This is a genomic window from Pseudomonas sp. Au-Pse12, assembly GCF_021341665.1.
Lineage (GTDB): Bacteria > Pseudomonadota > Gammaproteobacteria > Pseudomonadales > Pseudomonadaceae > Aquipseudomonas.
This window is the reverse complement of sequence record NZ_JAJTTH010000006.1, coordinates 61,650-84,126: the sequence shown is the minus strand read 5'-3', so window position 1 is coordinate 84,126 and position 22,477 is coordinate 61,650. Positions and strand designations below refer to the sequence as shown.

Sequence of the window (22,477 nt, the reverse complement as noted above, 5' to 3'; positions counted from 1 at the left end):
TCCTTAAAAACCTTAAATCTCTACGGGCGTATCGGGATGATTGCCCCATTCGCCCCAGGAGCCGGCGTAGCCCTTGACCCGCGGGTAGCCCAGCGCCTTGGCCACCAGGTAGGTGAAGCCGGAGCGATGGTGGGTCTGGCAGTGGGTGATCACTTCTTTGTCTTTGCTGATGCCCAGGTCCGCGAGGATCTGTGGCATGTCGCGGCGGATGCGCAGGTGGCGCGCCTGATCCATCCCGGCGGTCCACTCGAAATTCACTGCGCCGGGGATGTGCCCGCCCTTGGCCGCCAGGACCTTCTCGCCGGAATACTCCAGCGGGCCGCGGGCGTCCCAGATCACCAGGTCGGCGGCGCCGAGACGGCTTTGCAGGTACTCGCGGGTGGCGGTAGGTTCGTCATGCAGCGTCAGGGCTACGGGGCCGCCAGCCGAGGCTGGCGCTTCGGTGGCGACCGGCAGGCTTTCCGCCAGCCACGCCGGCAGCCCGCCGTCGAGGTAGTGGTAGCGCTTGTGGCCGATCACGTCCAGCAGCCAGATGAAGCGCCCGGCCCAGCCGCCGCCTTCATCGTCGTAGACCACATAGACCGCGTCCGGGTTATGCCCGAGCTCGCCAAACAGCGCTTCAAGCGCAGCCTGCGACGGTAGCAGGCCGGGAGCCGGGGCCTGGCCCAGTTGGGTCCGCTTGGGGTCGACGAAGCGTGCCCCGGGAATGTGCCCAGTGGCATAGCGGGCTGCACTGGTCAGGTCGACCAGGATCAGTTCGCGGGCGTCGAGGCGGGCGAGCAGGTCGCTCGGTTCGATGACCAGCGGCAAGCCAGAGAAGTCAGACATGTCAGGTCCCCAGGGCGCAAAGGGAGGAATTGTAGCGCAAGCGTCATTGGCTGCGGTTGGTAAAGCTGTGTAGGGCTTTTTCGATGCACTGGGCAGTCTTGCCGAACGCCTGGACGCTGATTTCCGAGAACGGCACGCCGCCCTGGTCGGCGATTGCCAGCATCAGCACCCGGTCGTTGCACGACAGTGAACGGATCAGCAAGTGTTCGCCGCGAAACAGCTGGCGCAACGGGCCTGGCAGGTGGGCAGCGAACTGTGCGCGGTTGGCCGGGGTCAGGCGGATCTGCGCGGACTTTTCCAGCAGGCGATGCAGCAGCGGGCTCTGTTTGGTCTGCAGGGTCAGGCTGGCCGCCTCCTTGGGCAGGCCATGCAGCTGCTGCACCCGCAGGTGGCTCAGGCTGCGATCGACCATCAGCAGCATGACCCGTTGCATGCCGCAGGCGACCAGGGCATCGCGAGCAAAGCCGGTGAGGTGCACGGCGTTGGTAAAGGGGCTGGGCTCCAGCAGCAGTTCGCCGCAGAGTTTGCGCCACTTGGCCAGCTCCACCGCGGTGGGGGCCGGGGCCGGCTGTTCGCCTGGATGCAGGCGTCGGGCATCCCAGGGCCAGAGCAAGGCCTGGGCCGGGTGCCAGAGATCGGGCTGGGCATCGTTGCGCGCACTTTGCACCGCCTGTTGGTGCAGCTGTTGCTGGACCTGGGCCAGGGGGATCTGCAGATAGAGGGCGGTGAGATTCTGCCAGCGTCGTCCGTGGGGGCTGCTCCAGGACTGCTGCGCCGCCAATGCCAGGCCGTTTGCCAGCAGCACGGTGTTGGCCGGCTGGTTCAACCAGCGCCGCAGTTCCGGTTCGGCGTCCAGGCGCTGTTGCTGGCGCAGCGGGTTGTCGCTGTCCCGGGCAATCAACATGACCTTGGCCAGCTGAGGCTGTTCTTGGGTCAGCAGGCGATAGCCCTGCTGGACCCAGATCGGCAGATGCCAAGCCAGCACCAGGGCCTGGCACATTTCCATCAGCCGTACCCCGAACAGTTGCAGTTCGACGTCGTGCGCGCGCTCGTGCTTATAGATGACCCGCAGTTCCCACTCTTCCAGCAGCTTGGGATAGACCAGGGCCATGGCCCACAGCGGTGAAAGAAACAGCAGGCTGCCCCAGTGGATATCCTGCCAAAGGCGGGCCAGGCGCCCGGCGAAGAAACCGTTGGCTTGCTGGCTGGCGTGCTGGCTGATCAGTTGAAACTGGCGCAATGCCTGGGGGATCTGCTCTTCGGCCAGGGTTGGCAGTTGTTCGAGCAGTTCCTCGGTGCGCTTGAGGCCCAGGCGGTTGACCGCGACCTCCAGGTTTTCCGCCGGTTCGCTCATGCTGCCGTGGGTCTGCCGGTTGGCTTCGCGGATCACGCTCAAGGCCAGTGCCGGGCTGTTTTGCATCAGGTCGACAATCTCCCGCAGCGAACTGCGGTTGTTGGCAATGGCTCGGCAAACCCGGTCATGGCTGGCCTGGGGTACAGGCAAACGCACGCCATTGAGGAGCTTTACCCAGGCGTCGAGAGAGGCGGGTGGAGAATGTGGGACGCTGGTTTCATTGGACATGGTCGGGCGCAATCATCGTCTGCTGTGAACACGCCCAGAGCGGGCCAAACTGGCTTTTCGCCTTAACTGGCTATAGTCTGGCGCAGTTTTGCCGATAAGTAGAAGAAGAGTTTTAAGAACTTCCGAATATGACCTTGAACCCGACTCAATAAGTACTCCCCTACCTATGGCTAAAATTATCGGCATCATCGTCGTATTCGCGAGCGTGCTCGGCGGATACGTGCTCTCTCACGGCAAAATTGCTGCCTTGATCCAGCCCTTCGAGGTCATGATCATTGGTGGTGCTGCGTTCGGCGCATTCCTGCAGGCCAACCCGGGCTACATGACGATGCACGTCGTGAAAAAGTCCCTGGGCATGTTCAGCTCGCGTTTCACCCACACCTTCTACCTGGAAGTGCTGGGCCTGATCTACGAGATCCTCAACAAGAGTCGCCGCGAAGGCATGATGGCCATCGAAGGTGACATCGAGGACGCCGCGGCCAGCCCGATTTTCGCCAAGTACCCGGCAGTGCTCAAAGATGAACGCATGACCGCCTTCGTCTGTGATTACCTGCGCATCATGTCCTCCGGCAACATGGCTCCCCACGAGCTCGAAGGCTTGTTCGACATGGAGCTGTTCAGTCTCAAGGAAGACCTCGAGCATCCATCCCACGCGGTTACCGGGATCGCCGACGCCATGCCGGGCTTCGGTATCGTGGCGGCGGTACTGGGTATCGTGGTGACCATGGCGTCCCTGGGCGAGGGTGACCAGAAGTCCATCGGTCTGCACGTAGGTGCCGCGCTGGTGGGTACCTTCTTCGGTATTCTTGCGGCCTATGGTTTCTTCGGCCCTCTGGCGACTTCGCTGTCCCACGATGCCAAGGAAGAACTGAATGTCTACGAAGCCATCAAGGCGTCCCTGGTAGCCTCGGCTTCCGGCATGCCGCCTTCGCTGGCGGTGGAGTTCGGGCGCAAGGTGCTGTACCCAGCGCACCGTCCTAGCTTCGCCGAGCTGGAACAAGCGGTTCGCGGTCGCTAAGTCATGGAAAATAATCAGCCGATTATCATCAAGCGCGTCAAGCGCTTCGCTGGCGGGCATCACGGGGGCGCTTGGAAAATCGCCTTCGCCGACTTCGCCACGGCGATGATGGCGTTCTTCCTGGTGTTGTGGCTGCTGTCCACCGCGACCCCGGAGCAGAAGATCGCCATTGCCGGTTACTTCAAGGACCCGATCGGCTTCTCGGAAAGCGGCACGCCCTACATCATCGACCTGGGCGGCTCCCCGGAGCTGGCACCGGACACCACCCTCAACCCCGAGATCAAGTCCCAGCCACAGCCGGACAAGGTCACGGTGGACGCCGATCAGGTCGAGGGCATGGCCGAGCAGGTTGAGCGCGAGCGTCTCGAATTGCTGCTGCAAGAGTTGCAGAACAAGGTTGAAGAGAACCCGCAACTGCAGAAATTCAAGGACCAGATCCTTTTCGAGATTACGCCGGACGGCCTGCGGATCCAGATCATGGACGCTGAGAACCGGCCGATGTTCGACTCCGGCAGTGCGCGCCTGAAACCGTATTTCGAAGACATTCTGTTGGCCATGGCCGACACCATCAAGACCGTGCCGAACAAGATCAGCATCAGCGGCCATACCGATGCCAAGCCATATTCGGGCACTGGCGATTTCGGTAACTGGGAGCTGTCGGCCAACCGTGCCAACGCTGCGCGTCGGGCGCTGGTGGCGGGTGGTTATCCAGATCCGCAGGTAGCGCGGGTGGTGGGTTTTGCTTCTTCGGCGCTGTTCGATCGCAAGGACCCGTTCAACCCGGTCAACCGGCGCATCGATATCGTGGTGCTGACCAAGAAAGCTCAGCGGGCCATCGAAGGTGAGCAGACCGACCCGAATGCCCCGGCACCGACTCAGGGCCAAGGTGCGCCTGGCGAGGTACCGGGGGCTGCCGCTGACCCGAATGCGTTGCCGCCAGGCAGCGAGTCGCTGCCGGCCCACGAAGTGCGCCAGCGTCTGAATATCTTCGAGGACGGTGTGCTGAAGATGGACGAGCAGGGGGCTGCAGGGCAGTCTTCCGCTCCAGCTCCAGCGGCTCCGCCCGCTGCGCCGGGAACTGCGAAGTAACAAACGACAAGGCCGCGAAGATCGCGGCCTTGTCGTTTCTACGGCAGTTCAATCAGTAGCTGTTGTCAGGCAGGCTGGCGAGGATCGAGCGGTAGCTGTTCATCCGTTGTTGCTGGATGCGCCCGTCCTCCAGGGCCTTGAGCAGAGCGCAGCCAGGCTCTCGATCATGCTTGCAGTCACGGAAGCGGCACGTGCCCAGCAGGTCGTTGAACTCGATGAAGCCGGCCTCGACATCGGCACGGCTGACATGCCCCAGGCCGAACTCGCGAATGCCCGGGGAGTCGATCAGTTCGCCGCCACCAGGAAAGTGGAACAGCCGCGCCGTAGTGGTGGTGTGGGTGCCCTGGCCGGAGAACTCCGACAGTGGGCCGACCCGGGTTTCAACTTCCGGCAGCAGGCTGTTGACCAGCGAAGACTTGCCCACCCCCGACTGACCGACGAACACACTGATGCGCCCGTCCAGCAGGGCTTGCAGTTGCTCCATGCCGTCGCCATGGTGCGCCGAGACTTCCAGCAGCGGATAGCCCAACTGGCGGTAGACCGCGAGCAAGGCGTTGAGCGCCGGGGCGTTCTGCTCGTCGATCAGGTCGGCCTTGTTCAGTAGCAGCAACGGGCGGATGCCGGCGTGCTCGGCGGCCACCAGGTAGCGGTCGATGAGGTTGGCGTGGGGTTCGGGCATGGGCGCGAACACGATCACGATCATGTCGACGTTGGCGGCCACCGGTTTTAGCTGGCCGCGGCTGTCCGGGCGGCACAGCTCGGTGCTGCGCGGCAGTTGCGCGACGATCACCCCGATGCCCTGGTTGCCGGCACGCCAGACGACTTGATCACCGGTCACCAGGGCCGGCAGGTTGGCGCGCAGGTAGCAGCGGAACACTTGGCCGGCCAGCTCGCCTTCGCGGGCCTCGACCTCGACCTGGACGCCGAAGTGAGCGATCACCAGGCCGGTCTGTTCCGGGCCCAGGTCGCCACCCTCCAGCGCCTCTACGGCGGAGGACTCGCGTTTGGCGGCGCGGGCAGCGCGCTCACCCTGAATCTTTTCGATGCGCCAGTTTTGGCGACGATTGAGCTGGCGTTTGGCCATTGGTGTTCCGTGTCGATAATTACGGCGGTTGGGTAAAACGGCGGCGAGTTTAGCACGCCGGGCAGGCCCTCTAGGCTAAACTGCGCAACTACGCCGAGGAGCCCACCCATGCAAAACCCGCAGAACCTGATTTGGATCGATCTGGAAATGACCGGTCTGAACCCCGACACCGACGTCATCATCGAGATGGCGACCATCGTCACCGACAGCAACCTCAACACCTTGGCTGAAGGGCCGGTCATCGCCATCCACCAGAGCGACGAGATCCTGGCCGGCATGGACGAATGGAACACCCGCCAGCACGGTGGTTCCGGTCTGACCCAGCGCGTGCGTGAAAGCCGCATCAGCATGGCTGAGGCCGAGGCCCAGACCATTGCCTTTCTCGAGCAGTGGGTGCCCAAGGGCAAGTCGCCGATCTGTGGCAACAGCATCTGCCAGGACCGGCGCTTCCTGTATCGCCACATGAAAGCCCTGGAAAGCTACTTCCACTACCGCAACCTGGACGTGTCGACCCTCAAGGAACTGGCCGCGCGCTGGGCACCGGACGTGCGCGACAGCTTCAAGAAAGGCAGTACCCACCTGGCCCTGGACGACATCCGCGAGTCCATCGCCGAGCTCCAGCACTACCGCAAGCACTTCATCAAGTTCTGACCTGTCGAAGCCGGCTTGCCGGCGAACGGGCGCGCGATGCAATCCAGCGCCCGTGCCCGCCCTCTTTTGGTGCTCGCTTCAACTGAGTAGACTGCGCGCCTTCCCGTAAGGACCGCCATCATGCTGTTGATGCTTTATCTGATCGCCATTACCGCCGAAGCCATGACCGGCGCCCTGTCTGCCGGCCGGCGCGGCATGGACTGGTTCGGCGTGGTGCTGATCGCCTGTGTCACCGCGCTCGGCGGCGGTTCGGTGCGAGATGTGCTGCTGGGCCACTACCCGCTGACCTGGGTCAAACACCCGGAATACCTGGTGTTGACCTCGGTGGCAGCCCTGGTGACGATCTTTATCGCGCCCTTGATGCGTCACCTGCGTTCGCTGTTCCTGGTGCTCGACGCCGTGGGCCTGGTGGCCTTTACCCTGATCGGCTGCATGACCGCCCTGGAAATGGGCCACGGCATGCTGGTGGCTTCGGTCAGCGGGGTGATCACCGGGGTGTTTGGCGGCATCCTCCGGGATATCTTCTGTAACGACATCCCGTTGATCTTTCGTCGCGAGCTGTACGCCAGCGTGTCCTTCGCCGCTGCCTGGTGCTACATGCTGTGCATCTACCTGCAACTTCCCAGCGAGCAGTCGATCCTGATCACCCTGTTCGGCGGCTTTCTATTGCGCCTGCTGGCCATCCGTTTTCATTGGGAAATGCCCAAGTTCGTCTATAACGACGAACATTGACGGTTGGCGTGCTGGGCCAGGGCCCACTGCACGTGCTCGCGTACCAGTTCCGACGGGTAGTCCTGGCGGGCCTTGAGGGCTTCCAGCACGGGAATGCTCGACGGGGCGTTGCCCAGGCCCACGGCCAGGTTGCGTAGCCAGCGCTCGTAACCGGCGCGGCGCAGGGGCGAGCCCTCGGTGCTGCTGAGGAATTTTTCCTCGTCCCACATGAACAGCTCCGCCAGTTCGGCATTGTCCAGGTTGTGCCGGGGCTTGAAGTCACCTTCTGCCGAGGGGCGGGCGAAGCGGTTCCAGGGGCAGACGATCTGGCAGTCGTCGCAACCAAACACCCGGTTGCCGATCAGCGGGCGCAGGTCTTCGGGGATGGCGTTTTTCAGTTCGATGGTCAGGTAGGAAATGCAGCGTCGCGCATCCAGCACATAGGGGCCGACGAAGGCGTTGGTCGGGCAGATGTCCAGGCAGGCGGTGCAGCGCCCGCAATGTTCGGTGGCGTGGGGCGCGTCCACTGGCAGTGGCAAGTCGACGAACAGCTCGCTGAGGAAAAAGTAGCTGCCAGCCTTGCGATTCAGCACCAGGGTGTTCTTGCCGATCCAACCCAGCCCGGCCTGTTCGGCGATGGCCTTCTCCAGCACGGGGGCGCTGTCGACGAAGGCGCGATAGCCAAAGGGGCCGATGGCGTGCTGGATGCGCTCGGCCAATTGCTGCACGCGCTTGCGGATCAGCTTGTGATAGTCGCGGCCTAGGGCGTAGCGCGAGACATAGGCCTTGGAAGGCTGGGCCAGGCGCTGGGCCATCTGGGTGTCGCCGGGCAGGTAGTCCATGCGCAGCGAGACCACCCGCAGGGTGCCGGGCACCAGTTGCTCGGGGTGGGAGCGCTTGCTGCCGTGGGCGCCCATGTATTCCATCTCGCCGTGGTAGCCGGCGGCGAGCCAACGCTCCAGGTGCTGCTCATGCTCGGCCAGGTCCAGGCCGCTGATGCCAACTTGTTGAAAGCCCAGTTCGCGGCCCCAGTCTTTGATCGATTGGGCGAGAGCGGGGAGATCCTGGGTAATAGCGGGCATGAGGCGAGAGAAACCGGGGCTGAGGTGCGTATAATTCTGCCAGACATCGGAGCTTGAAGACGCATGCCGCAGACAAAACACCCGTTACCTGACGTTCAGTTGCTGACTTCTGGCCATTTGCCGCGCCTGAGTGGCCGATCCCTGGATGCCCATAAAGGCCAATTCGGGCACCTGTTGCTGATTGGCGGCGACCGTGGTTTTGCCGGCGCGGCCTTGTTGAGCGCGGAAAGTGCCTTGCGCAGTGGCGCGGGGCTGGTGTCCCTGGCAACCCGTAGCGAGCACGTGGCTGCCGCTGCAGCGCGTTTGCCGGAGGTCATGACCCAGGGCACGCATTCGGCCAACCAGTTGATGGGGTTGTTGGCTCGGGCCACGGTGCTGGTGGTCGGGCCCGGGTTGGGGCAGGGCGCCTGGGGGCGTAGCCTGCTGTCGGCGGCGGCCAATGCACCCTTGCCTCAGGTGTGGGATGCCGATGCCTTGAACCTGCTGGCTCAGGGTGAACTGCAACTGCCGGCGGGCAGCGTGATCACCCCGCATCCGGGGGAAGCGGCGCGGCTGCTGGGGATCTCCACTGCTGACATTCAAGCCGATCGCCCCGCAGCGGCTCTGGCATTGAGTAAAAAATATACAGCGGTCGCGGTGCTCAAGGGGGCCGGCAGCCTGGTTGCCAGTCCCGACGGACGGCTGGCTCGTTGTGATGCGGGGCATCCTGCAATGGCCACGGCAGGTTTGGGGGATGTCCTGGCCGGCTTGGTTGGCGCGCTGCTGGCGCAAGGGTTGTCGGCATTCGATGCCGCCTGCCTGGCGGTCTGGTTGCATGCCCGGGCGGGTGAGCAGCAAGGCAAATTGGGCCGTGGGCTGGCGGCCAGTGATCTGATTCCAGTCATTCGTCAGTTGTTGGAGGAACAATCACCGTGTCTGAGTTAACCCTTTTTCTGGCTGATGAGCAGGCCATGGTGGAGTTTGGCGCACGCATTGCCCAGGTTACACGGGGCGTTGGAGTGATCTTTCTTGAGGGCGACCTGGGAGCGGGTAAAACCACCTTGTCGCGAGGGATCATCCGCGGGCTGGGCCATGCTGGAGCGGTGAAGAGCCCGACCTTCACCTTGGTCGAGCCTTACGAGATTGGCTCGGTACGGGCTTTTCACTTCGACTTGTACCGCCTGGTCGATCCGGAAGAGCTGGAGTTTCTGGGGATTCGCGACTACTTCGAGGGCGATGCATTGTGCCTGTTGGAGTGGCCCCAGCGTGGTGCAGGCTTTTTGCCAAAGCCCGACCTGACCATTACCATTACCCCGCATAACAATGGGCGTTCTGTGCATCTGTTGTCTCAAGGCTCGCGAGGCGAGTCCTGGTGTGCCGCTTTGGCGTTGGAATTCAAATAATTGATGGGGTTAGGTATGCGCATTCGCGCGTTGGTTGCTGTCGTAGGACTGTTGCTTACGGCATTGGCCGTCGATGCTGTGGCCGCTACACAGGTTCGCAGCGTCCGCCTGTGGCGGGCACCGGATAACACGCGACTGGTATTCGACCTGTCCGGCCCGGTTCAGCACAGCGTCTTTACCCTGACGGCCCCAGATCGTCTGGTGATCGATATCAATGGCGCGACCCTCGGCGGTCCGCTGAATGTGGCCACGGCCAATACGCCGATTACCGCCATGCGTTCCGCGCAGCGCACGCCAAGTGACCTGCGGGTGGTCATCGACCTGAAAAAAGCCGTTACGCCAAAGAGTTTTACCCTGGCGCCCAACGCTCAATATGGCAATCGCCTGGTGGTCGACCTGTTCGATAATCCGGCCGATGCCGCGCCGCCTGCTGCTCCTCCACCCGCTGTAGCCACCGTTCCGGCGGTGCCCGTCACTCCGGCGGAGCCGGCGATCAAGCTGCCGCCGGCCCCGGCGGGCAAACGCGACATCATCGTGGTGATCGATGCCGGTCACGGCGGCGAAGACCCAGGCGCCTCCGGTTCGCGTGGCCAGCATGAGAAAGACGTGGTGCTGGCCATCGCCCGTGAACTGCAGCGCCAGGTCAACGGCCTCAAGGGCTTTCGCGCCGAGTTGACCCGTACCGGCGACTACTTCATTCCGTTGCGCGGCCGTACCGAGATTGCCCGCAAGAAGGGCGCCGACCTGTTCGTTTCGATTCACGCCGACGCCGCACCTTCGGCCGCGGCCTTTGGTGCTTCGGTGTTCGCCTTGTCCGAGCGTGGCGCAACCTCGGAAACCGCCCGTTGGCTGGCAGACAGCGAAAACCGTTCCGACCTGATCGGCGGGGCCGGCAACGTCAGCCTGGATGACAAGGACCGTATGCTCGCCGGGGTATTGCTGGACCTGTCGATGACGGCGTCCCTGACCTCCAGCCTGAATGTCGGGCAGAAAGTCCTGAACAACATTGGCCGCGTGACCCCGCTGCACAAACAGCGCGTGGAACAGGCCGGGTTCATGGTGCTCAAGTCTCCGGACATTCCGTCGATCCTGGTGGAAACCGGCTTTATCTCCAACTCCAACGAAGCCTCGAAGCTGGCCACCGCCAGCCATCAGCAGGCTCTGGCGCGCTCGATCAGCAGTGGCGTGCGGCAATTCTTCCAGCAGAACCCACCGCCTGGCACTTACATCGCCTGGCTGCGCGATTCCGGGAAGATCGCCCAGGGACCACGTGATCATCGGGTCAGCCCGGGGGAAAGCCTAGCCATGATCGCCGTGCGCTATCAGGTCTCCGCGGCTTCCCTGCGCAGTGCCAACAACCTGAAGAGCGATGAATTGAAAGTGGGGCAGGTGCTGACCATCCCCGGTACAGAACTGGCGGCCAAGGAATGAGTGAATCGGTAATCAGTGGCGCCCGCATCGAGCTGCTCAGCCCGCGCCTGGCCAACCAGATCGCCGCGGGCGAGGTGGTTGAGCGTCCGGCCTCGGTGATCAAGGAGCTGTTGGAAAACAGCCTGGACTCCGGCGCCAGGCGCATCGATGTGGATGTGGAGCAGGCCGGGGTCAAGCTGTTGCGGGTGCGCGATGACGGCAGCGGCATTTCCTCCGACGACCTGCCGCTGGCCCTGGCTCGACACGCCACCAGCAAGATCCGTGATCTGGAAGACCTGGAACGGGTGATGAGCCTGGGGTTTCGCGGTGAGGCCCTGGCATCCATCAGCTCCGTGGCGCGCCTGACCCTGACCTCGCGGACCCGGGATGCCGAACAGGCCTGGCAAGTGGAAACTGAAGGTCGGGACATGGCCCCACGGGTGCAGCCGGCGGCGCACCCGGTAGGCACCTCGGTGGAAGTTCGCGACTTGTTCTTCAATACCCCGGCGCGGCGCAAGTTTCTCAAGGCGGAAAAGACCGAGTTCGATCACCTGCAGGAAGTGATCAAGCGCCTGGCGCTGGCGCGTTTCGATGTGGCTTTCCACTTGCGCCACAACGGCAAGAGCATCCTCAGCCTGCACGAAGCCAAGGACGACGCGGCTCGTGCCCGGCGTGTGGCTGCCGTCTGTGGTTCGGGCTTTCTGGAGCAGGCGCTGCCCATCGAGGTCGAGCGTAACGGCTTGCACCTGTGGGGCTGGGTAGGGTTGCCGACCTTTTCCCGCAGCCAGGCGGACTTGCAGTATTTCTACGTCAACGGTCGTGCGGTGCGAGACAAGCTGGTGGCCCATGCGGTGCGCCAGGCCTACCGCGACGTGCTGTTCAACGGTCGGCACCCGACCTTTGTGCTGTTTTTCGAAGTCGACCCTTCGGTGGTCGATGTCAACGTGCACCCGACCAAGCACGAAGTGCGTTTCCGTGACGGACGCATGGTGCATGACTTCCTCTATGGCACGTTGCACCGGGCCCTCGGCGATGTGCGCCCTGAAGACCAGTTGGCGGCGCCGGCGGCAGTCGCCGGTATAGTCCGGCCGACAGGCCTCGAGGCCGGTGAGTTCGGGCCTCAGGGCGAAATGCGCCTGGCCGCGAACCTCGCTCTGGAGCCGCCGCAATCCCAGCCCGGCTCCAGCGCGCCGGGCACGGGCGCCGGCAGTGGCTATCAGTATCAGTACACCCCGCGCCCGCAGCCGGTGCTGCCCGCTGCTGAAAGCCAAGGTGTCTATCGTGAGTTTTTCGCGCCGTTGCCTGGGGCACCGGCCGCAGCCCTGCCGGACGGCCAGGAGGACATTCCGCCTTTGGGCTATGCCCTGGCCCAGCTCAAGGGGATCTACATCCTGGCGGAAAACGCTCTGGGCCTGGTGTTGGTGGATATGCACGCAGCGCACGAGCGGATCATGTACGAACGCTTGAAGGTGGCCATGGCCAGCGAGGGCCTGAGTGGCCAGCCGCTGCTGGTGCCGGAGTCGATTGCCGTCAGTCAGCGTGAAGCCGACTGCGCGGAAGAGCATATGAGCTGGTTCCAGCGCCTGGGCTTCGAGCTGCAGCGTCTGGGGCCTGAGTCCCTGGCCATTCGGCAGATCCCGGCATTGTTGAAACAGGCGGAAGCCAATCGTCTGGTGCACGACGTGCTGGCGGACCTGATGGAATACGGCACCAGCGACCGGATCCAGGCCCATCTCAATGAGTTGCTCGGCACCATGGCCTGCCATGGCGCGATCCGCGCCAACCGGCGCCTGGCCGTGGCGGAAATGAACGGCTTGCTGCGGGACATGGAAAACACCGAGCGCAGCGGTCAATGCAACCACGGTCGGCCGACCTGGACCCAATTGGGCCTGGACGACCTGGACAAACTCTTTTTGCGCGGCCGTTGATGACTCAGCTTCCTCCAGCGATTTTCCTGATGGGCCCGACCGCTGCGGGCAAGACCGACCTGGCCATCGAGCTGACCAAGGTGCTGCCCTGCGAGCTGATCAGTGTCGATTCGGCCTTGGTCTATCGCGGCATGGACATTGGTACCGCCAAGCCTTCCAGAGAGTTGCTGGCACAGTTTCCTCACCGCCTGATCGATATTCTCGACCCTGCCGAGAGCTATTCGGCAGCGGATTTTCGTGCCGATGCGCTGGCGGCCATGGCCGACATCACAGCCCGGGGCAAGATCCCGCTGCTGGTGGGTGGCACCATGCTGTACTACAAGGCGCTGCTCGAGGGGCTGGCGGACATGCCCGCGGCGGACCCGCAGGTGCGCGCCGAGCTTGAGGAAGAGGCTGCGCGCTTTGGTTGGCAGGCCCTGCACGACCAGCTGGCGGCGGTCGATCCTGAGTCGGCGGCGCGGATCCATCCCAATGATCCCCAGCGCCTGACTCGGGCACTGGAAGTCTATCGGGTCAGTGGCCTGACAATGACGGCCCATCGTCAGCGTCAATTGGCGCAAAGTACTGAAGCAGGCGCATCGGGACGCAGCCAATTGCCCTATACTGTCGCCAATCTGGCCATCGCTCCGGCGAATCGTCAGGTACTGCACCAGCGTATTGCACAAAGATTCACACAAATGTTGGAACAGGGATTCATTGACGAGGTCGTAGCTCTGCGCTCCAGAAGTGACCTGCATGCCGGGTTGCCGTCTATACGTGCAGTGGGCTACCGCCAAGTCTGGGATCATCTGGATGGCAAGCTGACGTCAGCCGAAATGCAGGAGCGGGGCATCATTGCCACGCGCCAGTTGGCGAAGCGCCAGTTCACCTGGTTACGTAGTTGGGCTGACCTGCAATGGTTGGACAGCCTGGATTGCGACAATCTGCCACGCGCCTTGAAATACTTAGGGACGATCTCCATATTGAGCTGAGTCCTTGCAATTGCCGTCTATCCTTGGGGGTGTGACGGCTTTGGCCATCTGTTTTCTGATTTTTATTATTGATCCTTAAAGGAGTGCGGCACATGTCAAAAGGGCATTCGCTACAAGACCCTTACTTGAATACATTGCGTAAAGAGAAGGTTGGGGTTTCCATCTATCTGGTCAACGGGATCAAACTGCAAGGTACGATCGAGTCTTTCGACCAGTTCGTCATTCTGCTGAAGAACACCGTCAGCCAAATGGTTTACAAGCACGCTATCTCTACAGTGGTTCCAGTTCGCCCGATTCGTCTGCCTAGCGCATCTGAATCCGAACAGGGTGACGCTGAGCCAGGTAACGCCTGATAGGAGTCTCCTTTGTTCTTTGAGCGCCACGGTGGTGGTGAACGGGCCATTCTCGTTCACTTGGATGGTCAGGACCCTGAGGCGCGCGAAGATCCGCAGGAGTTTCAGGAGCTGGCATTATCGGCCGGCGCCGAGACCGTCGCGTTTGTTAGCGTGCCGCGTCATCGGCCAACCGCCAAATACCTGGTTGGCAGCGGCAAGGTCGAGGAATTGCGCGACCTGGTCAAAGCCGAACAGGTAGACCTGGTGATTTTCAATCACATCCTCACACCCAGTCAGGAACGTAACCTCGAACGTGTATTCGAGTGTCGCGTGATTGATCGCACGGGTCTGATTCTCGATATCTTCGCTCAGCGCGCGCGCACCCATGAAGGCAAGCTCCAGGTTGAACTGGCCCAGCTTGAGCACATGAGCACGCGGCTGGTTCGTGGCTGGACGCACCTTGAGCGGCAGAAAGGCGGTATTGGTCTGCGCGGGCCCGGTGAAACCCAGTTGGAAACCGACCGGCGCTTGTTGCGAGTGCGTCTGCGACAGATCAAGGCGCGCCTGGAAAAGGTTCGCAGCCAGCGTGAGCAGGCCCGTCGAGGCCGCAAGCGTGCGGATATCCCTTCAGTGTCTTTGGTGGGCTATACCAACGCCGGCAAGTCCACGTTGTTCAATGCGATCACCCAGTCCGATGTTTTTGCCGCCGACCAGTTGTTCGCCACCCTCGACCCTACCTTGCGCCGGCTTGAGCTGGATGACTTGGGGCCGATCGTGCTGGCCGATACCGTGGGTTTCATTCGCCACCTGCCGCACAAGTTGGTGGAAGCATTTCGAGCTACCCTCGAAGAGTCGAGCAACTCCGACCTGCTGCTGCATGTGATCGATGCCCATGAGCCCGAGCGCATGGCTCAGATCGAGCAGGTGATGGTGGTGCTGGGGGAGATCGGGGCTCAAGACTTGCCGATCCTGGAGGTCTATAACAAACTCGATTTGCTTGAGGGAGTAGAGCCTCAGATTCAGCGCGACCCTGACGGCAAGCCGCAGCGGGTCTGGTTGTCGGCCCGTGATGGTCAGGGGTTGGATCTGCTCAAGCAGGCCATCGCCGAGCTGCTGGGTGAAGATTTGTTCGTGGGCACCTTGCGCTTGCCTCAGCGTTTTGCTCGACTGCGAGCACAGTTTTTCCAGTTGAACGCTGTGCAGAAAGAAGATCACGACGACGAAGGTGTCAGTCTGCTTGCTGTTCGCCTGCCACGGGCCGAGTTGAATCGGCTGGTGAGTCGCGAGGGCATGCAGCCGTCGGACTTCATCGAGCAACACACTTTGCAATAAAAGCCTGGGCAAGCGGTTGTGCCGCTGTAGCAGGCATTCTGTAGCATTGGTCGGCGCGCCGTGGGTGCGTCTTTGCTTTATCAGATGGAGAGCGCTATGGCTTGGAATGAGCCGGGTGGCAACTCGAATAATCAGGACCCTTGGGGTGGTAAGCGCCGCAATAATGGCGATCGCAAGGGGCCACCAGATCTCGACGAGGCCTTCCGTAAGCTGCAGGAAAGCCTGAATGGGTTGTTCGGTGGTGGTAAGAAACGTGGTGATGACGGCGGTAGTTCCGGCAAGGGCGGTGGTTTTGGCCTGCTGGGTATCGGTCTCGCCGTGCTGGCGGCCGTGTGGCTGTACAGCGCGGTGTATGTAGTGGATGAGCAGGAGCAGGCCGTGGTGCTGCGCTTCGGCAAATACTACGAAACCGTCGGCCCGGGTCTGAACATCTACTTCCCGCCGATCGATCGCAAGTACATGGAAAACGTCACGCGCGAGCGTGCCTATACCAAGCAGGGGCAGATGCTCACTGAGGACGAGAACATCGTCGAAGTGCCACTGACCGTGCAGTACAAGATCAGCAACCTGCAGGACTTCGTGCTGAACGTCGATCAGCCGGAAATCAGCCTGCAGCATGCGACCGACAGCGCCCTGCGCCACGTGGTGGGCTCCACCGCCATGGACCAGGTGCTGACCGAAGGTCGTGAATTGATGGCCAGCGAGATCAAGGAGCGTCTGCAACGCTTCCTCGACAACTACCGCACCGGCATTACCGTGACCCAGGTGAACGTACAGAGCGCAGCGGCACCGCGTGAAGTGCAGGAAGCCTTCGATGACGTGATCCGTGCCCGTGAAGACGAGCAGCGTTCGCGCAACCAGGCTGAAACCTATGCCAATGGCGTTGTGCCGGAAGCTCGTGGTCAGGCCCAGCGCATCCTCGAGGATGCCAACGGTTACCGCGATGAAGTGGTATCGCGGGCCAAGGGTGAGGCGGATCGCTTCACCAAGCTGGTTGCCGAGTACCGCAAGGCGCCTGAAGTCACGCGTCAGCGTCTGTACCTGGACACCATGCAGGAAGTCTTCAGCAACACCAGCAAGGTGTTGGTGACTGGCAGCAAGGGCGGGCAGAACAATCTGCTCTACCTGCCGCTGGACAAGATGATCGACAGTGGTCGTAGCGGCGCTGCTCCGGTAACGGGGGCAGCTTCGGCGGCCAGCAATGAAGCGAATGCGCGCGCCGCGGCTGATCATATGCAGCAACAGCAGCAGACGCGTTCTAGGGAGAGTCGCTGATGAGCAATAAATCGCTGATCGCCCTGATCGTGGGCGTGGTCGTGGCGGTGGTTGCCTGGAACAGCTTCTACATCGTCGCTCAGACCGAGCGCGCGGTGTTGCTGCAGTTCGGTCGTGTGGTCCAGGCGGATGTCCAGCCTGGCCTGCATGTGAAAGTGCCCTACGTGAACCAGGTGCGTAAGTTCGACGCGCGCCTGATGACCCTGGATGCACCGACACAGCGCTTCCTGACCCTGGAAAAGAAAGCCGTGATGGTGGATGCCTACGCCAAGTGGCGCGTGAAGGATGCCGAGCGCTTCTACACCGCGACTTCCGGCCTCAAGCAGATCGCCGACGAGCGTCTTTCCCGTCGTCTGGAGTCGGGCCTGCGTGACCAGTTTGGTAAACGCACCCTGCATGAAGTGGTTTCCGGCGAGCGTGATGCGCTGATGGCGGATATCACGGCTTCGCTGAACAAGATGGCGGAAAAGGAGCTGGGCATCGAAGTGGTTGATGTCCGGGTCAAGGCCATCGACCTGCCGAAGGAAGTGAACCGCAGCGTGTTCGAGCGCATGAGCACCGAGCGTGAGCGTGAAGCCCGTGAACACCGCGCCAAGGGTAACGAGCTGGCGGAAGGCATTCGTGCTGACGCCGATCGTCAGCGTCGCGTGTTGCTGGCTGAAGCTTATCGCGAGTCTGAAGAGGCGCGCGGTGATGGTGATGCCCAGGCAGCGGCGATCTATGCCAAGGCCTACGGCCAGGACCAGGAGTTCTACGCGTTCTACCGCAGCCTGCGTGCCTATCGTGAAAGTTTTGCGAACAAATCCGACGTCATGGTTCTGGACCCAAGCAGCGACTTCTTCCACTACCTGGAAAAGTCCAAGCCTTGATCAGGCCCTGATCCTGGGGCACCCCGCCGGGCGGCTAAAATGCCTCGCGGGGTGATCCTTTGGGAAAACGGGTGTATGATGCGGCAGCCGGGAAATTCCCGGCTTTTTTGCGTCTGCATCTTTGATTGGCCGTGGCTCGTTCAAGAGTCCGGCGAGATTTTTCGAGGAAAATGGTCTGTACAGCTGATTCCTGGCTGCCTGTCCGGCTGAGCTCGCGTCGGATGCGACTGTTTTCTGCTTCACTCTAAGGCTGGCCCCAGGCTTGCCGCCCGGACCATAGGGGAATGGCGTAATGGCAACGGTAGACCGCTGGCTGCTGCCAGATGGCATCGAAGAAGTATTGCCGCCGGAAGCGGCGCGCATCGAAGTGGCGCGTCGTCAGGTGTTGGATCTGTTTCAGAGCTGGGGTTACGAGTTTGTCGTTACTCCCCATATCGAATACCTGGAATCCCTGCTGACCGGCGCCGGCCAGGATCTGGATCTGCGCACCTTCAAGGTCATCGACCCGCAGTCGGGCCGGCAGATGGGTTTCCGTGCCGACATCACGCCGCAGGTGGCGCGTATCGATGCTCACACCCTGCGTCGCGAAGGGCCTAGCCGCCTGTGCTATGCCGGCAGCGTGCTGCATGCGCAGCCGCGGGCCTTGTCGTCCTCGCGCAGCCCGATCCAGTTGGGTGCCGAGTTGTATGGCGATGCCAGCCCGAGCAGCGACGTCGAAGTCATCAGCCTGATGCTGGCCATGCTGCAACTGGCCGATGTGCCGGATGTGCACATGGATCTGGGGCATGTGGGTATCTACCGTGGCCTGGCCCAGGCTGCCGGCCTGTCCGGCGCGGTAGAACAGCAACTGTTCGATGCCCTGCAACGCAAGGCCATCGATGAAGTCATCAGCCTGACCGAAGGCCTGCCTGCCGACCTGGCGGACATGCTGCGTTCCCTGGTGGACCTGTGCGGCAGTCGCGAAGTACTCGGCGATGCCCGCCGTCGCCTGGCCGGCGCGCCGACTTCGGTGTTGTTGGCGCTGGATGAATTGCTGACCATCGCCGAGCGTCTGTCCGTGCGGTTCCCGGACTTGCCGCTGTATTTCGATCTGGGCGAGTTGCGCGGCTACCACTATCACACCGGCGTAGTGTTCGCGGTATTTGTACCGGGCGTGGGTCAATCCATCGCCCAGGGCGGTCGCTACGATGACATTGGCGCGGATTTCGGGCGTGCCCGTCCGGCGACCGGCTTTTCCACCGATTTGAAAACCCTGGTGACCCTGGGGCGTGCTGAAGTCGAGCTACCGTCTGGCGGTATCTGGATGCCAGACAACACTGACGCGGCACTTTGGCAGGCCGTCTGCCAGTTGCGCAGTGAGGGTCAACGTGTGGTTCAGGCGTTGCCTGGGCAGCCTTTGGCCGCCGCCCGTGAAGCGGACTGCGACCGGCAATTGATTCAGCAGAATGGGCTTTGGCAAGTATTGCCGCTGGCTTCTTGAGTTTTCCTGCCGGCGGCTGCCGGCACCAAGTTTGCGCGAATGAGGACAAGTGTTATGGGTAAGAATGTCGTAGTCCTGGGCACCCAATGGGGTGATGAGGGCAAAGGCAAGATCGTTGATCTGCTGACCGAACATGCCGCCGCCGTAGTGCGCTACCAAGGTGGCCACAATGCTGGCCACACCCTGGTGATCGACGGTGAGAAGACCGTCCTGCACCTGATTCCGTCCGGCGTGCTGCGCGAAGGCGTGCAGTGCCTGATCGGCAATGGCGTGGTGGTTGCACCGGATGCCTTGATGCGTGAAATCGTCAAGCTGGAAGAGAAAGGCGTACCTGTGCGTGAGCGCCTGCGTATCAGCCCGTCCTGCCCGCTGATCCTGTCCTATCACGTGGCCCTGGACCAGGCCCGCGAGAAAGCCCGTGGCGAGCAGAAGATCGGTACCACCGGTCGCGGCATCGGCCCGGCTTACGAAGACAAGGTTGCGCGTCGTGGCTTGCGCATCGGTGATCTGTTCCACCGCGAGCGTTTCGCCGCCAAGCTGGGCGAGTTGCTGGACTACCACAACTTTGTCCTGGTGAATTACTACAAAGAGCCGGCCATCGACTTCCAGAAGACGCTGGACGAATGCATGGAATACGCCGAGCTGCTCAAGCCGATGATGCTCGACGTGACCGCCGAGCTGCACCAGCTGCGTCGCGCCGGCAAGGACATCATGTTCGAAGGTGCCCAGGGTTCGCTGCTGGACATCGACCACGGTACCTACCCGTACGTCACCAGCTCCAACACCACCGCCGGCGGCATTGCTACTGGTTCCGGTGTGGGCCCGATGTACCTGGACTACATCCTGGGCATCACCAAGGCTTACACCACCCGTGTGGGTTCCGGTCCATTCCCGACTGAACTGTTCGACGACGTCGGCGCGTTCCTGGCCAAGCGTGGCCACGAGTTCGGCGCGACCACCGGTCGTGCCCGTCGTTGCGGTTGGTTCGATGCCGTGATCCTGCGTCGCGCCATCGACGTCAACAGCATCTCGGGCCTGTGCCTGACCAAGCTGGACGTACTGGACGGCCTGGAAACCATCAACATCTGTGTCGGCTACAAGAACCAGGATGGTGCAGTCATTGACGCGCCAACCGACGCTGACAGCTACATCGGCCTGGAGCCGGTGTACGAGCAGATGCCGGGTTGGAGCGAATCGACCCTGGGCGCCAAGACCCTGGAAGAGCTGCCTGCCGCCGCCCAGGCCTACATCAAGCGCATCGAAGAGTTGGTCGGCGCGCCGATCGACATTATTTCGACGGGCCCGGACCGCAACGAGACCATCGTTCTGCGTCATCCGTTCGCTTGATAAGTTGTTGATGTAAAAACCAAAGGGCCCTTGATCGGGCCCTTTGTCGTTTCTGTCGGTCGCGCGGCACGACCCTTGCTGTGAAATTCACTTCTAGAGTGCCATCAGAATAATGGCGTCAAAAGTAGAGGGATTTCCTGTGTCGGCCGTTCTCTCACTGTTACAAAGCCGTTTATTGCGGCCTGTGTTCGTTACTCTTGGTATCGCCCTTTTGGTGCAAGTGCTGGTAGCCGTTGCCCTGACTCGGAGCACGGTCACCGCCCTTGAGGCGGATCTGGCTACGCGCCTGGGGGGAGACAGCCAGAAATTGGCTGGTGAGCTCGAGCAAGCGGGCAAAGAAGTCACCTCCAGCCTGGAGAGTCTCTCCAGCAGTACCCGTCAGCGCCTCACGGCTGGCCTGTCTTCTCGTCTGAAGGAAGAGCAGGTGCAACTGCGTGCGGCCCTGGAGAAGGATCTGAAGGACTCTGCCAATGACATGGCTCAATTGTTGGCTTCCGTGGCGCCTCGCGCCATGTGGGACAGCGACGTGCCGACCTTGTCCGAGTTCGCGCGCCGGGCTCAGCGCAATCCCAATGTGTTGTTCGTGGTCTATGACGATGCGGCGGGGGAGCACCTGACCCGCTATCTGAATCGTGAGAACCCGATCAACAAGGCGCTGCTGGAAAAGGGCAAGGGCGATCGGGCCCTGGACAAGGTGCTGGATGCAGCGAAGAGCGATCCTTCGGTGTATTACCTTGAAGCCTCGATCAATCCCAATGGGGTGGAAATCGGCAAGGTGCTGATGGGGGTCTCCACCGCTTCGGTGGAGGCTGATATCGCCGCTCTGGATCAGCGCTTCAGTGCCTTGATTGCCAGCAGTGATCAGTTGGTTGGCGACAGCCTCAAGGGGGCTTCCGCCGACAGTTCGGCGGCCATGCGGTCGCGCCTGCAGTCTGCTCAGGGTACGGCGGCGCAGATGCAGGCCAATACCGCGAGTACGGTGCAGGAAGCGGCTGCAACCCTGCGCTGGCAGATCGGCGTCGGCCTGGCCTTGGTCGGCCTGGCCCTGCTTCTGTTGCTGGCGGTGGTGCTGGGGCGTCGGGTGGTGAGCAAGCTGCATTTGCTGATTGCCGCGCTCAATGACCTGGCGGCGGGCGAGGGCGACCTGACCAAGCGCGTTCCGCTCAACGGCAATGACGAGATTGGCGACATGGCGTCGGCGGTGAATCGCTTTGTGGATAAGTTGCAGCCTATCGTGCGTGAGGCGGGTGATGTGGCGCAGCGCACGGGGATCGAGATCGGCGCCATGAGCCAGCGTAATGCTGGCGCCGATGCGGCGGCTGAAGCGCAGCGCGACGAGGTGGCGGAAAGCCTGCGGGCCTTGTCGCAAATGGCTGACGAAGCACAGGCGGAAAGTCAGGCAATGCAGGCGGCGTTGCAGCAGGTGGTGGAGATCCGCCAGGCAACGGATGAGAACACTCGCACCTCCGAGCAGGTTGGCAGCTTGATCGAGGCGTTGGCCGGGCAGGTGGATACCGGGGCCAAGGTGATCGAGCGTCTGGCGCAGCAAAGTGAACAGATCGAGGTGGTGCTGACGGTGATTCATGGCATCGCCGAGCAGACCAATCTGCTGGCATTGAATGCTGCGATCGAAGCCGCGCGAGCCGGCGAGACCGGGCGCGGGTTTGCCGTGGTGGCGGATGAGGTCCGGGCCCTGGCCAGCAAGACCCAAAGCTCCACTGGCGATATCCAGGCCCATATCGGGGCGTTGCAGCAGGGCGCGCGGGAGGCGGTGGCGGCCATTGGTCAGGCTGGGCGCCAGGCCAGCGAGGGCTTGCTGGTGCTGCGTGACAGTGCCCGTCTGCAGCAGACGGTGCAGTCTTCGGTCGAGCAGGTACATGCCGCCATTGGCCTGGCCACTCAGGCCGCGGCCCATCAGGCTCAGGGCGCGCAGGCGGTGCGTGGGCGGGTGGAAACCATCCATGCCCAGGCCGAGCGTGCGGCCCAGGCGGTGGTGGAAACCACGGCCAGTGGCAAGGTGCTGGACAGCCTGGCGGCGCAGCTCAAGGCCAGCCTCGGCCAGTTCCGCGCCTGATGCTTCGCTGATAAGCCGGCTCCTGCAGT

20 protein-coding genes are annotated in these 22,477 nt (G+C 62.3%); 16 read left to right on the top strand and 4 right to left on the bottom strand.

The window, feature by feature from the left end:
• Positions 1–12: 12 nt before the first annotated feature.
• Both rhdA and LXM55_RS18030 read right to left on the bottom strand, forming a co-directional pair.
• The gene (gene rhdA / locus LXM55_RS18035) at positions 13–828 is read right to left on the bottom strand and encodes a thiosulfate sulfurtransferase (protein WP_233321590.1); all 816 of its coding nucleotides are present in this window, start codon (positions 826–828) and stop codon (positions 13–15) included.
• A gap of 43 nt (positions 829–871) precedes the next feature.
• Positions 872–2,410: an HDOD domain-containing protein gene (locus LXM55_RS18030; RefSeq protein WP_233321589.1), complete on the bottom strand. Its 1,539-nt coding sequence runs from the start codon at positions 2,408–2,410 to the stop codon at positions 872–874.
• Between the two features lie 166 nt (positions 2,411–2,576).
• Between LXM55_RS18030 and motA the strand changes: the two genes are divergently transcribed.
• A complete protein-coding gene (gene motA / locus LXM55_RS18025; protein WP_233321588.1) occupies positions 2,577–3,428 on the top strand; it encodes a flagellar motor stator protein MotA in 852 nt (283 codons plus the stop codon).
• 3 nt (positions 3,429–3,431) lie between these two features.
• Positions 3,432–4,517 (top strand): flagellar motor protein MotB, encoded by a 1,086-nt coding sequence (gene motB / locus LXM55_RS18020; protein ID WP_233321587.1) that lies wholly within the window; start codon positions 3,432–3,434, stop codon positions 4,515–4,517.
• A gap of 52 nt (positions 4,518–4,569) precedes the next feature.
• On the opposite strand, the gene rsgA is transcribed toward motB, so the two are convergent.
• Positions 4,570–5,601, bottom strand: a complete 1,032-nt coding sequence (rsgA, locus tag LXM55_RS18015; protein WP_233321586.1) for a small ribosomal subunit biogenesis GTPase RsgA — start codon at positions 5,599–5,601, stop codon at positions 4,570–4,572.
• A gap of 108 nt (positions 5,602–5,709) precedes the next feature.
• Here rsgA and orn point away from each other — a divergent pair, with 108 nt between their 5' ends.
• The gene (gene orn / locus LXM55_RS18010) at positions 5,710–6,252 is read left to right on the top strand and encodes an oligoribonuclease (RefSeq protein ID WP_011058931.1); all 543 of its coding nucleotides are present in this window, start codon (positions 5,710–5,712) and stop codon (positions 6,250–6,252) included.
• Between the two features lie 117 nt (positions 6,253–6,369).
• On the top strand, positions 6,370–6,984 hold the full coding sequence (locus tag LXM55_RS18005) for a trimeric intracellular cation channel family protein (RefSeq protein ID WP_173655924.1): 615 nt from the start codon (positions 6,370–6,372) through the stop codon (positions 6,982–6,984).
• Here LXM55_RS18005 and queG read toward each other — a convergent pair.
• A complete protein-coding gene (queG, locus tag LXM55_RS18000; RefSeq protein ID WP_233321584.1) occupies positions 6,966–8,045 on the bottom strand; it encodes a tRNA epoxyqueuosine(34) reductase QueG in 1,080 nt (359 codons plus the stop codon). The two genes, LXM55_RS18005 and queG, sit on opposite strands and share 19 nt — an antisense overlap.
• A 63-nt stretch (positions 8,046–8,108) precedes the next feature.
• Here queG and LXM55_RS17995 point away from each other — a divergent pair, with 63 nt between their 5' ends.
• From LXM55_RS17995 to LXM55_RS17940, 12 genes are all read left to right on the top strand, one after another.
• Entirely contained in the window at positions 8,109–8,969 is an 861-nt protein-coding gene (locus LXM55_RS17995) for an NAD(P)H-hydrate dehydratase (protein WP_233321583.1), read from the top strand.
• Complete coding sequence (gene tsaE, locus LXM55_RS17990) at positions 8,957–9,427, top strand: tRNA (adenosine(37)-N6)-threonylcarbamoyltransferase complex ATPase subunit type 1 TsaE (RefSeq protein ID WP_233321581.1); 471 nt, start codon at positions 8,957–8,959, stop codon at positions 9,425–9,427. Before LXM55_RS17995 ends, tsaE begins: the two co-directional genes overlap by 13 nt.
• A 3-nt stretch (positions 9,428–9,430) precedes the next feature.
• Positions 9,431–10,858 carry an N-acetylmuramoyl-L-alanine amidase gene (locus LXM55_RS17985; RefSeq protein ID WP_233321579.1) on the top strand — a complete coding sequence of 476 codons (1,428 nt, stop codon included), beginning with the start codon at positions 9,431–9,433 and terminating at the stop codon, positions 10,856–10,858.
• Complete coding sequence (gene mutL, locus LXM55_RS17980; protein WP_233321577.1) at positions 10,855–12,765, top strand: DNA mismatch repair endonuclease MutL; 1,911 nt, start codon at positions 10,855–10,857, stop codon at positions 12,763–12,765. Before LXM55_RS17985 ends, mutL begins: the two co-directional genes overlap by 4 nt.
• On the top strand, positions 12,765–13,736 hold the full coding sequence (gene miaA, locus LXM55_RS17975) for a tRNA (adenosine(37)-N6)-dimethylallyltransferase MiaA (RefSeq protein WP_233321576.1): 972 nt from the start codon (positions 12,765–12,767) through the stop codon (positions 13,734–13,736). The genes mutL and miaA overlap by 1 nt, the downstream gene beginning before the upstream one ends.
• 92 nt (positions 13,737–13,828) lie before the next feature.
• Entirely contained in the window at positions 13,829–14,089 is a 261-nt protein-coding gene (gene hfq / locus LXM55_RS17970; protein ID WP_007921378.1) for an RNA chaperone Hfq, read from the top strand.
• Positions 14,090–14,101: 12 nt separating this feature from the next.
• Complete coding sequence (gene hflX / locus LXM55_RS17965; protein ID WP_233321575.1) at positions 14,102–15,403, top strand: ribosome rescue GTPase HflX; 1,302 nt, start codon at positions 14,102–14,104, stop codon at positions 15,401–15,403.
• Between the two features lie 96 nt (positions 15,404–15,499).
• Complete coding sequence (hflK, locus tag LXM55_RS17960) at positions 15,500–16,678, top strand: FtsH protease activity modulator HflK (RefSeq protein ID WP_233321573.1); 1,179 nt, start codon at positions 15,500–15,502, stop codon at positions 16,676–16,678.
• Positions 16,678–17,547: a protease modulator HflC gene (gene hflC / locus LXM55_RS17955; protein WP_011058941.1), complete on the top strand. Its 870-nt coding sequence runs from the start codon at positions 16,678–16,680 to the stop codon at positions 17,545–17,547. Before hflK ends, hflC begins: the two co-directional genes overlap by 1 nt.
• 292 nt (positions 17,548–17,839) lie before the next feature.
• The gene (locus LXM55_RS17950; protein ID WP_233321572.1) at positions 17,840–19,027 is read left to right on the top strand and encodes an ATP phosphoribosyltransferase regulatory subunit; all 1,188 of its coding nucleotides are present in this window, start codon (positions 17,840–17,842) and stop codon (positions 19,025–19,027) included.
• Positions 19,028–19,081: 54 nt separating this feature from the next.
• The gene (locus LXM55_RS17945) at positions 19,082–20,374 is read left to right on the top strand and encodes an adenylosuccinate synthase (protein ID WP_047283686.1); all 1,293 of its coding nucleotides are present in this window, start codon (positions 19,082–19,084) and stop codon (positions 20,372–20,374) included.
• 139 nt (positions 20,375–20,513) lie between these two features.
• On the top strand, positions 20,514–22,448 hold the full coding sequence (locus tag LXM55_RS17940) for a methyl-accepting chemotaxis protein (RefSeq protein ID WP_233321571.1): 1,935 nt from the start codon (positions 20,514–20,516) through the stop codon (positions 22,446–22,448).
• The last annotated feature ends 29 nt before the right edge of the window (positions 22,449–22,477 follow it).

Coding starts and splice junctions, on each gene's coding strand:
- rhdA (WP_233321590.1), bottom strand. CDS start 828: ATGTCTGACTTCTCTGGCTTGCCGCTGGTCATCGAACCGAGCGACCTG.
- LXM55_RS18030 (WP_233321589.1), bottom strand. CDS start 2,410: ATGTCCAATGAAACCAGCGTCCCACATTCTCCACCCGCCTCTCTCGAC.
- motA (WP_233321588.1), top strand. CDS start 2,577: ATGGCTAAAATTATCGGCATCATCGTCGTATTCGCGAGCGTGCTCGGC.
- motB (WP_233321587.1), top strand. CDS start 3,432: ATGGAAAATAATCAGCCGATTATCATCAAGCGCGTCAAGCGCTTCGCT.
- rsgA (WP_233321586.1), bottom strand. CDS start 5,601: ATGGCCAAACGCCAGCTCAATCGTCGCCAAAACTGGCGCATCGAAAAG.
- orn (WP_011058931.1), top strand. CDS start 5,710: ATGCAAAACCCGCAGAACCTGATTTGGATCGATCTGGAAATGACCGGT.
- queG (WP_233321584.1), bottom strand. CDS start 8,045: ATGCCCGCTATTACCCAGGATCTCCCCGCTCTCGCCCAATCGATCAAA.
- LXM55_RS17995 (WP_233321583.1), top strand. CDS start 8,109: ATGCCGCAGACAAAACACCCGTTACCTGACGTTCAGTTGCTGACTTCT.
- LXM55_RS17985 (WP_233321579.1), top strand. CDS start 9,431: ATGGGGTTAGGTATGCGCATTCGCGCGTTGGTTGCTGTCGTAGGACTG.
- mutL (WP_233321577.1), top strand. CDS start 10,855: ATGAGTGAATCGGTAATCAGTGGCGCCCGCATCGAGCTGCTCAGCCCG.
- miaA (WP_233321576.1), top strand. CDS start 12,765: ATGACTCAGCTTCCTCCAGCGATTTTCCTGATGGGCCCGACCGCTGCG.
- hfq (WP_007921378.1), top strand. CDS start 13,829: ATGTCAAAAGGGCATTCGCTACAAGACCCTTACTTGAATACATTGCGT.
- hflK (WP_233321573.1), top strand. CDS start 15,500: ATGGCTTGGAATGAGCCGGGTGGCAACTCGAATAATCAGGACCCTTGG.
- hflC (WP_011058941.1), top strand. CDS start 16,678: ATGAGCAATAAATCGCTGATCGCCCTGATCGTGGGCGTGGTCGTGGCG.
- LXM55_RS17950 (WP_233321572.1), top strand. CDS start 17,840: ATGGCAACGGTAGACCGCTGGCTGCTGCCAGATGGCATCGAAGAAGTA.
- LXM55_RS17945 (WP_047283686.1), top strand. CDS start 19,082: ATGGGTAAGAATGTCGTAGTCCTGGGCACCCAATGGGGTGATGAGGGC.